12 protein-coding genes are annotated in these 12,692 nt (G+C 48.3%); 11 read left to right on the top strand and 1 reads right to left on the bottom strand.

All coding sequences use genetic code 11. The features are described from left to right. Positions 1-13: 13 nt before the first annotated feature. The 9 genes from gspG to IEX02_RS00490 all read left to right on the top strand — a co-directional run bounded on the left by gspG (position 14) and on the right by IEX02_RS00490 (position 9,734). Complete coding sequence (gene gspG, locus IEX02_RS00530; RefSeq protein WP_188688705.1) at positions 14-436, top strand: type II secretion system major pseudopilin GspG; 423 nt, start codon at positions 14-16, stop codon at positions 434-436. Continuing rightward, positions 417-800 carry a prepilin-type N-terminal cleavage/methylation domain-containing protein gene (locus IEX02_RS00525; RefSeq protein WP_188688703.1) on the top strand — a complete coding sequence of 128 codons (384 nt, stop codon included), beginning with the start codon at positions 417-419 and terminating at the stop codon, positions 798-800. Before gspG ends, IEX02_RS00525 begins: the two co-directional genes overlap by 20 nt. Beyond that, positions 769-1,206: a PulJ/GspJ family protein gene (locus IEX02_RS00520; protein WP_268237370.1), complete on the top strand. Its 438-nt coding sequence runs from the start codon at positions 769-771 to the stop codon at positions 1,204-1,206. Before IEX02_RS00525 ends, IEX02_RS00520 begins: the two co-directional genes overlap by 32 nt. A gap of 95 nt (positions 1,207-1,301) precedes the next feature. After that, positions 1,302-1,919: a PulJ/GspJ family protein gene (locus IEX02_RS00515; protein WP_188688696.1), complete on the top strand. Its 618-nt coding sequence runs from the start codon at positions 1,302-1,304 to the stop codon at positions 1,917-1,919. After that, on the top strand, positions 1,903-2,844 hold the full coding sequence (locus tag IEX02_RS00510; RefSeq protein ID WP_188688693.1) for a type II secretion system protein GspK: 942 nt from the start codon (positions 1,903-1,905) through the stop codon (positions 2,842-2,844). Before IEX02_RS00515 ends, IEX02_RS00510 begins: the two co-directional genes overlap by 17 nt. Before the next feature lie 371 nt (positions 2,845-3,215). Beyond that, on the top strand, positions 3,216-4,592 hold the full coding sequence (locus IEX02_RS00505; protein WP_188688690.1) for a hypothetical protein: 1,377 nt from the start codon (positions 3,216-3,218) through the stop codon (positions 4,590-4,592). Positions 4,593-4,683: 91 nt separating this feature from the next. Then, complete coding sequence (locus IEX02_RS00500; RefSeq protein ID WP_188688689.1) at positions 4,684-6,063, top strand: hypothetical protein; 1,380 nt, start codon at positions 4,684-4,686, stop codon at positions 6,061-6,063. A 2-nt stretch (positions 6,064-6,065) separates the two neighbouring features. Continuing rightward, a complete protein-coding gene (locus IEX02_RS00495) occupies positions 6,066-6,911 on the top strand; it encodes a sulfotransferase (RefSeq protein ID WP_188688686.1) in 846 nt (281 codons plus the stop codon). A gap of 129 nt (positions 6,912-7,040) precedes the next feature. Next, entirely contained in the window at positions 7,041-9,734 is a 2,694-nt protein-coding gene (locus IEX02_RS00490; RefSeq protein WP_188688683.1) for a hypothetical protein, read from the top strand. Here IEX02_RS00490 and IEX02_RS00485 read toward each other — a convergent pair. Next, positions 9,718-10,533, bottom strand: a complete 816-nt coding sequence (locus IEX02_RS00485; RefSeq protein ID WP_268237369.1) for a sulfotransferase family protein — start codon at positions 10,531-10,533, stop codon at positions 9,718-9,720. The two genes, IEX02_RS00490 and IEX02_RS00485, sit on opposite strands and share 17 nt — an antisense overlap. A 45-nt stretch (positions 10,534-10,578) precedes the next feature. On the opposite strand from IEX02_RS00485, the gene IEX02_RS00480 reads away from it, so the two are divergent. Further along, entirely contained in the window at positions 10,579-11,499 is a 921-nt protein-coding gene (locus IEX02_RS00480) for a glycosyltransferase (RefSeq protein WP_188688678.1), read from the top strand. A 136-nt stretch (positions 11,500-11,635) separates the two neighbouring features. After that, positions 11,636-12,691, top strand: coding sequence for an HAD family hydrolase (locus tag IEX02_RS00475; RefSeq protein WP_188688675.1), 1,056 nt, complete (start codon positions 11,636-11,638; stop codon positions 12,689-12,691). Position 12,692 lies beyond the last annotated feature (1 nt).

Genomic DNA, 12,692 nt, shown 5'->3' with positions numbered 1-12,692 from the left:
ATGAGGAGTACAAATGAGTCAAAATAAACAGCGTGGGTTCACCATGATCGAGTTATTGGTGGTGCTGGTTATTCTTGGGTTGTTGGCCGGTTTGGTAGGGCCGCAATTTTTTGGCAAGGTTGACAGTTCCAAGGTGAGAACGGCTGAAACGCAAATCAGAATGCTGAAAATGGCATTGCAGACATACCGACTGGATGTAGGGAGCTATCCGGCTAAGTTAGCGGATCTTAGAACTGCGCCAGCTGGTAGTAAAGGATTTTGGGATGGCCCTTATCTGGATGAAGCTCTCCCTCTTGATCCCTGGAACAAGGATTATCAGTACCGTTTAGACAGTGCAGCTGAGCAGGGGTTTTATCTTTACAGCTTAGGTGCCGACGGGCAGGAAGGTGGTGAAGACCTAAATGCTGACATAGGTTATGTTCCTGCGCAAAACTAACGGCTTTACCATGATCGAGCTGCTGGTAACCCTGGTGTTATTAGGGCTGGTTGCGTCTGTCGCGATGCCGGGATTAGATGCTTGGCTGTCTGCTCGCAAGGCCGCATCACAGCGGGCCGAATTAGCAGGCAAACTAGCATTGATGCCCTTGCAGGCCAATCGTCAGGGGCGGGTTTTGACCGTAAAGCATGCCGAAGACCTGGAGTTATCCGATGCAGAATTGGAAGTGCTTACCCCTATTACTGTATTAGCCAGCGGCTATTGCAAAGGCGGAGAAGTGGCTTTACTGCTCGGGGAGCGGCGTTATCAGTTTAGCGTGTTAGCGCCTTTTTGTGAGGTTCGACAAGTTGCCAACATCAAATAGCCGAGGCTTTACACTGGTTGAGGCAATGGTTGCACTGGTTGTACTGGCCTTAGTGTTTAGTGCTGTTTGGGGGTGGTTCGGCTCAGCGGTTAGCGCCACCGACAAGATTCAACGGGCGATGGGGTTACCTGAGGTTTTTGTGCAGTTCACGCAGCATATTGAACTTGAGGATTTACAGCAGCAACGCAGTGGCACTTACCAGATTGGCGATTACTCTGTAGCCTGGCAGGCAACAGTGGCCAGACAATCTGACCAAGAGCCAATCCGTCGACAGCCTGCCTGGATAGTCGCCTTGTTTGATGTTTCGGCCAGCATTTCCAGAAACGGTGCTCCTGTTAGTGAATTTTCTACCCAGGTAATAAAACAGTGGCGGGATCCAAACTATTTTGAGATGCCCGATTTTTAGCCTGCTGTATCCTGGCTAATTGTATGGTGGCGATGTGGGGAAGTATTGGTTGTTTAGCAAAAGCAAGCAGGGCTAAGGCATTTGAAAATCTTGTGATGAAGCAACAGACTAGATTACAACGCGGCAGTATGCATTCTTGTGCAAAGGGCTTTACCCTAATCGAGATGCTTGTTGTCTTGGTGATTGTTGCACTGACAACCAGCTTGTTGGCTCAGGGGCTGGCCACTACCTGGAAAAATTTCGAGCGCTTGGGAGCCCGGGCCTTGATGCAATCCTCCGCACAGTTGCCTGCTTTGTGGGTGACGCAAAGTGTACAGGGCGCTCTGATGTACCATCCTAATCAAGCGGTAGCGCAAGGCAGTGACAAACACTTCGAGTTTATTACCTTTCTGGCACCCGATGATGAACACCATCTGCCGCAATCTATACGTTGGCAGTTTCAACCAGCCAACCCAGGTTGGCAGTTAAGTTATCAAAAAGCAGAAAGTGCCGCTTCAGTGGTGGTGCAGCTATTTGAACAGGAACCCAATTTTAGCTATCTGGTAGACGGTCAGTGGCAAGCAGCGTTCACCCCCAATGCGGCGCAGTTACCTCAGGCGATAAAGATTCTGGTTGGCGAACAAACCTGGCTGCTGGCCAGTCCCGGCAGACCGGCGCAAGTGGATATTCCTCCCGAATTACCCATATTTGGTGATTATGATTTTGGTCAGTAGGCAAAAAGGCGCCGCCCTGCTGGCTGTGTTGGTGGTGGCTGTTGTGCTGGTGGTAATGCTGGGTGTGGCATCGGCTTTAATGCAGCAGCGTTTGAGCCTGGCGTATGAGTCCAAGCAGATGCTCAGCGACCAAGCTGAGGTATATGCCAAGGCCAATCAACTGACATATCTGTTAGTTACCCAGCGGTGGACCTTTGCCGGTGTAAGCCAGGGCCTCAATGCCAAGGGATTCGAGCGTAATGAGGATGGTTTGTTTTTGCAGCCTCTCACCGGGGATGAACTGCGCATGGATGGCTATGAATACAAAACGGATGAAGGACTTAAGTTTTCGCTTCAAAATGAAAATGGCCTGCTGCCTATTAATTCAGCTTCTCCCTATTGGTTAAAGCGTTGGCTTAAAGGCAAAGGCTACTCGGCGCCGGATCAGGCCCGCTATGCTGACCGGCTGGCTGATTATGCCGACGGCGATCAATGGAGCCGGCCCGGGGGGGCGGAAGGTGGCACCTATGAAAAAGCCAAGCTGCCACCGCCACGCAATTATTTACTGCAACAATGCACTGAACTGGCCAGGGTATATGGTTGGCAGTCGCTTTTATCTGAGTATCCCGACATACTCACCCAGTGCAGTTTACGCCGCACGCCCGTGTTGAATATTAATGCCATACCTGTGGCGCTTTGGGCGGTCATCTGGCCGGATTCCGCGGAACGGCTGGCATTGGCCCGCGCAAAAGGAGAATGGTTTACCCGTTTTGAACAGGCTTATCAGGTTGAGCCGGGTTTTTTACTGGAATCTCAGGATTACTACAGCCCCCTTGGTGGGAACAGGGTGATTATTCGTATTTATAAAGGCGGGGTGGGTATAGCCGTCAGTGTTCAGCGTGGGCAAAAAAACACTTTCCCCTATGTTTGGCGTCAGGTGCTTTAACTAATAGGGGATGTATACTGATGCCCTATTATAGTTTTTTATAACGAAGGCTTAACCAGCCTAAGAGAATAGAACTTTTAAGTTTTTGGTGAAAAGTTAAGCAGATGTTCTACAATTGCCTGCCAAATCGTTGTAGATAGGTGGTTCATGCTCTATAGTTGCGCCGACGGTAGTGGCGTGCTACAAATAAATCCGTCAACTTCATCGGTAAGTTAGTGTTACTGCTGATAAAACTACACTTTAAAAGAGTTGATTACTACAATACGGTGTTGTAGCTTATTGGGGGTGGTCTGGTGATTGGTCACCGAGGACTTGTTGGCGCATCGCCACGACTAACAAAAAACTATAGTTACTCTTGCAGGAGTTTTTCAATGTTAAATAAAAAGATCTTGGCTGCGGCTATCGCTTCAGCATTCTCACTGAACGCATTCGCTGTTGTAGATTTGGATGCGGCTGGTACCGCTGCTGATCCTACTAATACCGCAGTTTTTGCTGCTGAAGCAATCACAGCTACTGATTTGACCGATGGTCTGTTGGAAGCAACCAACGCAGCCAACATTCTGGATCTGTCTGCCAGTGTAGGTTTTACCATTGGTAACGGTACTTCTAAGTATGTTCGTGTTACTTTGGGTAACGGCGCTGAGTTTGCTGCTATTCCTACTTGGACTCTGACAGGTGCTGGTGCTGCTACTGCTACTATCTCTCAAGGTGGTAACGGTGAATCTTTCGTAATCTTCGAAGTGGCTGCTACAGCAGACGTTCCTGCAGCTGACAGTTCTTACACTGTTGCTGCGGCTGATTATCTGTTGAACTCAACTGGTAACACAGCTGTTACAGTTACCACTTATGAAACCGCGGCCGATGCAGTAAACGAGACTAACGCTCTGTACACTGACTCTGGCGTACTGTCTACCGTTACTTCTGTTGTAACTGGTGAAATTGCTGATGAAGGTTTCTCAACTGCTACTGTTGCTAGTGACTTTGTTGCTTTCTCTACTGTTGCTGGTGAAGGTGACGCATTGTCAGCTACATTGGGTCAGGTAGGTGCACTGGATACTGATGCTTATGTAGATGGTACTGCTTACGATCCAGATGGTAACCTGGTTAACGCCGCTACCTTCCTGACTGCTGCTCAGACAGTGACCATTACTGGTGACTTCAGCTTTGGTGCTGGTGCTGCTGGTTGGACTCTGGAAGATGAAGCGACTTGTGCGGACGTTGGTGGTGTTCCCTCTATCGATGTTTCTGCCGGTATCAATGCTGATGAAAATGCAGCCACTGTAGCTATTGCCGATGTTAACGCTGGTCCTTACTACTTGTGTGTTGAAGTAGACGGTGCAGAAGAAATTCTTAAAGGTTCTTACAGCATTGAGCTGAATACCGATGAAGTATCTGATGTATTGGGTCGTATCGTTTACGATACCACTTCTATTGAAGTGCCTTATCTGACTACCTTCAATGCATACAACCAGCGCATCTACATCGTTAACTACGGTTCTGTTGATGCCGCTTACACCATTAACTTCGTTTCTGAAGACGGTGTAACTGCTGTTGCTGGTGCTGCAGCCACTGGTTCTGTACCTGCAGGCGAGATGCTGGCTATTAAAGCTACCGATATCGTAACGCTGAGCGGTAAGACTCGTACTTCTGCTGTTATCGAAATCGAAGCTGAAGATGCAGACGTTTCTGCTGCTTCTCAGTCAGTAAACCTGGCTGATGGTACTACTGATACAGTAGTTCTGAACTAAGTTTTACTTAGTCTGAAAAAAGCCTTCGCCTAGCGAAGGCTTTTTTATTGTTTCCGCTAAAAATTATTTTCCCTTTACGGGTACATAGACTATGAAGTATAGCCTTGTATTGATGGCTCTTTTTTCCTTAAATGCCTATTCAGCGGCGTGGGATTTAGATCAGGGAACTCCTTTACTTTATGCTGAGCAAGCCCTGACGCGTGATGAGTTAAAGAACAACGGTAACCTGATTGTCAGCAGTAGCGCTGATGATTTGAATATTAAGGTTAGCGCCGGATTTGCAATATCCGCTGAGCACAGATATGTGCGTATTGATTTGCATAATGGTGTCTTCGAGCATGCCTTGCCTGGCACAGGTGTGGTTTTATCACCTGACTATCACAGTGTGCTTTCTCAGGGCGGCGCCATAGGTGACAGTTTCGCCATTATTGAAATCTCCTCAGCCACTCCCACCGGACAGGATGTGGGCTTAATGCTTGAGCTTCAAAGTCTTCGCTTTGAAGATAGCAGTATCCCCTTAGGTGTTAGGTATGCCATGTATGGAGACGCTGCCAGCGCGGTTAGTCAAGAACGGCCTCTGGTCAGGAAGCAGGCAGATATGCTCAAAGTGGTTGATGGTGTGGAAAGCAGTTTTGCTGAAGCTTACGTACACAAGGTAGGGTTTGGTTCGGATTTTCTGCGCTTTGTTCCCTCTTTTCGCTCACCGGGGACGTTCGGATTAGGTGATAGCGATGGGGATGTTGCTTCGCTGGCAAAGTTTCAAGGTGAATGGCTGATTAAAACTGGCGTTAGAAAAGCCAGCGACAGTAGCTTTATTGTCGATTTTAGAGATCTATTGCCTGACGTCAGTACATCGACTAAGGATGCCCGTTTGTATGTAACGTCTGGGGCCGATAAACTGTTTTTTAATGATTCTGACGATTGTTCAGGTTCCAGACTAGCAGTCACGACAGAACCTGCTTCGGCAGAGTTCCAACTCAGTATAGACCAACTGGTTACTTACCCCGTATTATGCTTAGACCAGACTGATTCAAAGCGTCGGGTGGCGAGGTCTGAGTTTCGCCTAAACCTCGGTATTGGTCTGGATGACGCGTTTTTTGGCAAGGTAACTTATGATGCGGCAAGTATCGACTTACCTTATGTCACCACCTATTCAGGCTACCGACAAAAATTGATTATCGCTAATCATGCGGGCTACGACGTCAGCTATTTAACAACTTTTCTCAGTGAAGAGGCCGTGGCCGAGAACTATACCCCCGGAACTAAGTCGGTTGGGGTCATTCCCGCTGGTGGCGTATTAAAGCTCAATGCTGATGAATTGGTAGATATAGCGCCGGGTGCGCCCAGCCGCGTTACGGCGCGTATGTTTTTAGATGCTTTGCCGGAGGATATTTCTGCAGCCATACAAATTATTGCTCTTGATAGCTCAGCGCCTCCGGTGACTAATATACTTGACGTGCGTCGCGACTAAATATGAATCCAAATTATACTGCTACAATTTTGCTTACTGGCATACCGCGCTCTGGTACCACGCTATGCTGTAAATTACTGAATGAGCGCGAAGATACCGTGGCGCTGCACGAACCCATCAACCCACCAAGTATCCCTGATTTAAAAGGCAAGCCCGCTGTGGCTGCGCATTTATCTCAGCGGGTAGCTGCATTGCGGCAAGCCATCATTGATGGCGAGGCATTTGAGCACGGTGACAAAGGTGGCTTACGTATTGAAAACCCCGTGGGGATGGAAACCCGCGGAGCGGTGCGTCAGGTTGTCGCCCAACGAGGCATGGTAACCTTACCGCCTCGTAGCAGCGACAGTTTTACGCTGGTGGTAAAGCAAAATGCCTTATTTACCGCCCATTTTACCGAATTGAAACGCCATTACCCTGTTGTGGCGATTGTTCGTAACCCCGTGGATGTTTTGTTGTCGTGGATGACAGTGGATTTACCCGTTAATCGCGGTCGATTGCCTGCCGGTGAAAGATTCTGCCCTGAGCTAAAAAGGCAATTGGCTGGCGAAAAGAACCTGTTTGCCCGTCAGCTACTGATTTACAAATGGTTTAGCGACGTATTTTTGCAACACGCTGATGCGATTGTGCGCTATGAGGCTGTTTTGGAATCTGGTGGCGCGGTGCTGGATAACGCCTTAAGGCTGCCGGTATTACAGCGCAGTACATCGCTGTCTCGTCAGGAGAGAGTGTTTTCCAGCAGCGTATTGGCGGCACTTTCTTCAAACCGTAGCGGCTTATTGGCGCTGGCCCAAGAGAGGCTGTATTCCAAACAGCAAATCTGCGACAGATTATCAGCCATAGGGGTTTAAGTGGGACACGGATTCCTGCCTCGTCAGTCAACAGTGGGGAAAATCTGCTCAACCTAGTCCGACCTATTCGAAAATGCCACAAGAACCTTGTACTATTCGCCAACTTTCACTCCCTTAGGGTAATGTGACTTGAGTCATTCAGATCGCTATTTCTATCTTTGCAGCGGCTTCCATCGCAGCGGAACGTCTATGATTGCCCAGTGCCTGGCCAAAGGCGGAATGCGCATGGGAGAAGACTTGATGGGGGCGAGTTTTAGCAACCCGTTAGGCCATCTGGAAGATATGCCAGTGGTTAGGTTGCATGACAAGATATTTGAGATCAATGGCACTAATTGGCAGTACTGCGACGACAGTCAGTTGATAAAGCCCAGTTGGCTGCAAAACTATCTAATACGTTATATACAGGGGCGCACCCAGGACAACATTATTCAGGGGGTAAAAGACCCGAGAGCTGTCTACTTCCTTGATGATTGGGAGATTGCAGGGCAACAGGCTATTAAGTACATTTTTATCTACAGACATTGGGCAAATGCAGCGCAGTCTTTGTTAAACAGGGCCAGTCGACATTTAATTAACAGCATGGCACCCATTGCCGCCAACCGGGTCAATTACCGGTTCTGGCAGCAACCCGACTTGGCTTTTCAAATGTGGCTGTCCAGCAATCAAAGAATGCTGAATTTTTATTTGGCGCATCCGGATAAATGTGTGCTGATTGCTCAGGAAGGCTTCGCCAGTGGAGGATTTGAGGCACAACCGCTGGCTGATAAGCTGGCACTGCCGGTAAGTTGTTTGACGCCCAGTGAATTTAAGCCTGAATTGATGACCTCCACGCTGGACGCTGACGCGGTGGCATTTATTGGGGATGACCTTCGTAAACAATTGGATGAACTCTGGCAACGTCTGCAGAATCACGCGCAGGTGCCTGCACCTGGCTCCTGTTCTTCGCCGTATTCCGTCGCTGATCATCCACATAAACCAGTTGCTAAGCCTGGTGAATTAAGTCATCAGGGCTTTAAGCTTGACGGACTCACTTGGGCCGAGTTGCTCGGCTTTTTATCTTCCATACCTCACAAGCTGTTACAGCCAGAATTGTTTTCCGACGGCTTTAGACGTCCATATGGATCAGTCGAACAGTTTTTGTCATTGGCAAAGATTACACATAACGCGGGTTTTTATGCGCTAACCAAACTTGCCAGGCTCAGAGCCATGCAGGTTCATACGGGTCACTGGCGTATTGAGCAATGGGACCTGTTTAGCGACAAATGTGATGATTGGTATCACAAGGATGATGCATCTCTTCCTCAGGTTATTCCTTTCTCTCTGCGTCCTATAGGTGAAAGGGAACTAGGTGTGTTACCGCTGATTGATGGCCTGGCAGATATCGGTGAACGGGAGCTTCTGGCCAGAATCGCCAAGCTTGCTACTCCGGCAGCGCGCAAGGTGATTGAAGCGACATTGCTGTATAAGCCCCTTAGCCGACCTGAGTTGTTCCATCAGTTGTCGCAACTGGCCCAGAAGGTCAGGGCTTATGAGTTGGCCGAGTTGGCAATGATTAAGGCGCTGCGGATGGATTATCAAGTAGATTACCTGGTAGGCTTAGGTGATATCTACTATCAGCAAAAGCTATTTAATCAGGCGCTTCAGGTTTTAGAGGAAGCGAGCGCCCTCAGTCCATCGCAAGTTGCTATTCAGGTGCGCTTAGCACAGGTTCATAACGCGCTGGGCAATAAGGAAAGTTATGCTCTGTTTAAGAGGCAGGCACAATCCCTGGCGCCAAACCATCCCATGGTTAAAAGATGGTTAGTAGATAAGCAACCGACCAGTGCCGAGAGCGAAGTAATAAGCTCACCTGCCAATCTGCTCGCTAGGCAGTGCTATGAGGTCTTGAGTTATGAAGAGGTTCTTAAGGTTGTACAAGCTAATAAAGCCGAAGGACAGACTCTGGATTTGCATAATCTGCGGGTGGGATTTTTACTTAGAGATAATCAGGCCTGGTTGGAAGACGCCAATCGTACACTGTCTTGTTCTGGTGCAACGCATTTGCGCACTAGTATTTACCGTCAATGGCAAAAGCTTTGGCCCCGCCCGCTGTTGAATAGTTATCTTGGGCTGCCGCTGGATAGGCCGGCTTATACTCAGAACAAGTCGATTGGGGCAACTGGCACGCCGATGGCACTTTATATAGACACTCAGGATCCTCAGCGCCTTCAAGCGCTATTGTCCTTGGTGAATTGCCATAAGGTGCAGATTGAACTACACATTGTGACGACCACTGAGCAGCAATCTGAGATTGAGCAGCTTGTAGAAGGCTGGTCAGGTAAGGTACATATCAACTCTCTACCCTCTGGTTACCCCGAAGCCAAAGCATGGCTGGCGTGTTGCTCTGCAGCGCTGGCAGGGTACCCGGCGGTGGCAAAGTTACATACCTATTCAGATGCGCCAGTCGGTCAGATTTGCAACCGACTTTTGGCTCAGTGGTACGGATTACTTGGAACAGATGAGCTGCTAAATAAAGCCCTTAGCTTTTTTAGCCACAACGAGCCGGCTGCGTTGCTTGTTCCTCCATATCTTCCGCAGCACGCAGAGTTGTTACTGCAAGAAAGCTGGCTTACGGCTCAGCAACAAAAATGCAAGAAGTATGGGCTACCAGAACCCTCTGAACGGGTTATTGTGCCAACAGATAAAATGTTCTGGTATTCACCAGCCGCTTTAAACACGTTGCCATGGCCAGAGGAACTGGTTGAAGATACCGATTTTTATACCTTGTTGCCGACGGTACTCGAGCAAGCAGAAAAAGTAACCCAGTCTATACAGTTGGTGTAGAAAGCTTGTGCTGCACTTGCTGCCATGCTTTTGGGGATTCACCCATCAGCCAGAAGTACAATCGTGCGTACGCCCTGGCCAGTCGCTCGTTTAATGTCAGTTTAGACGGGGGAGCGGCAAACACGGTTTGTGGCGGAATCGCGTGGCGGTGAATATCTAGGAAGCGAAAGACGCGCAGTAAGCTCTGTTCGTGTTCGGTTTGCAACGCTTCCTGATTCAGTATCAGGATTTGCGGCGCAGGAATTGTGTTGAACACTGTCTGTAACTGCCGGCTATAGCGTCCTCTATTAAGATAGGATTGCGTGCGAAGGGGAGAGTCAAAGCGCCAGTCCTGTTTTTTGGTCGCCAAATAAAGGCGTAACGGCTCAAGTAAAAAAGCGCTGAGCATGTTGCGCGTTTCTTTCCCTGTGCGCCTGGACATTTTGTAGTGTGACACGGCTCTTTCTACGGGATCTCTGAGCATCAGAATAAATTTAGCGTCAGGATTGTATTGATAGCAACTCGCTAAGAACGCAGGGTTATACACGGTAATTGGCGTGGCGTCGCATATGAAGGGCTGTCCGTTGTATCCTTGGGTGCGCCTTTGATAGTGTTGATGCGCAAACTCAATTGGATTTGCCTGAAGTGAATAATCAGGATGATCAAATATATGCGCCTCTTTTCCTTTAACCAGGAATACGGCAGGATGCTGCTGCAAAAAACTGGCTAACGCAGTAGTGCCTGCTTTTTGTACGCCAATGATATGTAAATTGACCAATTTCACGCGTAGTTTGGTGCCTTGCCAAAAGGCGGATACCATAGCCGGTCAGACGCAAATTGTCACCTCATTAGGAGCCGCTAAAAGATGTCGCGCAAAACAGTTTCTTTTCATCGCCGCTATCTGGCATATACGGGCGGGCATCAGAAAGTCAGAGACTATATGGGACATCTGCTAGCGCAAGATTCGTTTTCACTGCGATTGTGGCTGGAAAATCGTTCTGCCATTCAGCCTACTCTGTTTGAAGGGATAGATAAGGTTAGCTATGAATCTGAGTATCGCCCTGACCTTGCGGATATAGTGTTTCTGGCCGGTATGGACTGGGATGATTACCTACCATTTGCAAGTGAGGCGCAGCCTAAGATTAATCTTATTCAGCATGTTCGCCATGGTAACAAACACCATCCGCTATTTAAGTTCTTATCTCACCGAGCGATACGACTTTGTGTTTCTGAAGCAGTAAGACAGGCTATTCTTCCTCATGCTAATGGTCCTTGCTTTACGATTCGTATGGGACATGAGTTCCCCAAAGTGACGTACCCTAAAGTCTTCCAGCTGTACATTCTGGCCACTAAAAACCCTGATTTAGGCATCAGCGTCAGGGACAAGGCCGCTAAGCTCGGCTTGTCTGTTATCTTGCATGATAAACCGGTAGAGCGTAGTGCTGTTCATCAGGCTATGTCACAGAGCCTGGTAACGCTCGCATTGCCCAACAACACCGAGGGGTTTTACTTACCCGGCATTGAAGCCATGGCGTTGTCTGATTGGGCTATCGTACCTGACTGTATTGCCAGTAGGGAGTATTCGTTGTCATCAGCGAATATCAGCGTGTGTGAGCGAGATTCAGAAGCCTGTATTGCGGCTATTCAAGAAGCGTTGGTAAGGGGGCGTGGTATATCTGGCATTATTCGTCGCTGGAAGGGAAGGCGAATCGCCCAAAGCTATAGCTTGAAGACAGAACAGCTTGCTGTCCAAAGGGTATTCCAACAGATACCTTCACTGTGGTAGCGACTATCTCGGGGTATCTCAGTCGGGTAAAACAGATGAATATCCGCCGTGCCATATGTTAGTATTCGCCCTCATTTTCGCCGCCGATGTGGTGATTTAACAGAACTAAACGTGTTTTTTACTACAGTGACTACTCATGAATAGAACCGTTGCTTTACGTGATTTCGGCTTTAACTTTCTGGGCCCTATCTGTAGCGAATATTTGCACGCTTTAGAGCAAGTTTGTCGGTCAGAGCCGCCTCAGCGGATAGTTTTCCTGGCTCGTGAAGGCTATTTCTTTGAGCGCGTATATCAAGACTTAGTCGCTAGTGGGCTGCTGCCGTCATATCCAGCCTGTTACCTTAATGTATCACGCACTTTTTTATTTCGTATCAGCATCGCTGATCCCTACACATGGCAATGGAGCTTATACCACAAGTTCAAAGGGACATTAGCGGACTTATTGGTTGGCCGATTTGGCTTTACTCTCTCTCAATTAGTGCAATTGTTCAGTGAAAAAGAGCTGGCTGATATTTATGAGTTGCCAGCACAAGGCGGTGAGCTGGAAGTCGTGTTAAGTGAGCATTTGGCTGCGCTCAAATCAATGGTTCAGGACAGCAGAAATGCCTATATCGATTATCTGCAAAGTTTAGGCGTGGTAGGAGATGATGTTCCTCTGATGGTTGACGTGGGGTATAGCGGAACTATTCAAAAGCTGCTGACTCGTCTGCTGCAGTGTCCCACACGGGGGCTGTATTTTATCACCACACAAGATGGTACTCATGATATCGATGGCTACCCTGCTGATATTCGCAGCGTCTTTAAAACCGGTGTGCGAATGGGCGATGGTTATTTGATGCTTGATAGGTCCTTGTTTCTTGAATCTTTACTGACGGCGCCCAATGGCCAATTTGTGGAATTAGGCAGAATGTCTGAATTGGCAGACCCCAGGTTCCACTTCTTTTATGGTCGCCAAGCGCGTACACAAAGTCACTTTCATGATCTGCAAGAGGTTTTTGCCGGAGCCCAAGAGGCGATTGAGCATTTTTTCAGGCATCAAGTTCGCTTTAGCGTGGAAGAAATAGAATCTATGTATGAGCAATATGTGACCAAACGTAATCTTCTGCCCAGGGCTGTTTGTCCATTATTTGATGTAGATGATGTTATCTCCGGCAATGGAAATGTAAACCCTTTACAGTTATTTGGGGTGTGAC

This window comes from Bowmanella pacifica (genome assembly GCF_014645355.1).
Classification (GTDB): domain Bacteria; phylum Pseudomonadota; class Gammaproteobacteria; order Enterobacterales; family Alteromonadaceae; genus Bowmanella; species Bowmanella pacifica.
Note: the sequence above shows the minus strand (reverse complement) of the source record. Positions and strands in the feature narration are given on the sequence as shown.

Bases quoted from the DNA above. Each gene is read 5' to 3' on its own strand.
- gspG (WP_188688705.1), top strand. From the start codon at position 14: ATGAGTCAAAATAAACAGCGTGGGTTCACCATGATCGAGTTATTGGTG.
- IEX02_RS00510 (WP_188688693.1), top strand. From the start codon at position 1,903: ATGATTTTGGTCAGTAGGCAAAAAGGCGCCGCCCTGCTGGCTGTGTTG.
- IEX02_RS00475 (WP_188688675.1), top strand. From the start codon at position 11,636: ATGAATAGAACCGTTGCTTTACGTGATTTCGGCTTTAACTTTCTGGGC.
- IEX02_RS00495 (WP_188688686.1), top strand. From the start codon at position 6,066: ATGAATCCAAATTATACTGCTACAATTTTGCTTACTGGCATACCGCGC.
- IEX02_RS00485 (WP_268237369.1), bottom strand. From the start codon at position 10,533: ATGGTATCCGCCTTTTGGCAAGGCACCAAACTACGCGTGAAATTGGTC.
- IEX02_RS00500 (WP_188688689.1), top strand. From the start codon at position 4,684: ATGAAGTATAGCCTTGTATTGATGGCTCTTTTTTCCTTAAATGCCTAT.
- IEX02_RS00515 (WP_188688696.1), top strand. From the start codon at position 1,302: ATGAAGCAACAGACTAGATTACAACGCGGCAGTATGCATTCTTGTGCA.
- IEX02_RS00505 (WP_188688690.1), top strand. From the start codon at position 3,216: ATGTTAAATAAAAAGATCTTGGCTGCGGCTATCGCTTCAGCATTCTCA.
- IEX02_RS00480 (WP_188688678.1), top strand. From the start codon at position 10,579: ATGTCGCGCAAAACAGTTTCTTTTCATCGCCGCTATCTGGCATATACG.
- IEX02_RS00525 (WP_188688703.1), top strand. From the start codon at position 417: ATGTTCCTGCGCAAAACTAACGGCTTTACCATGATCGAGCTGCTGGTA.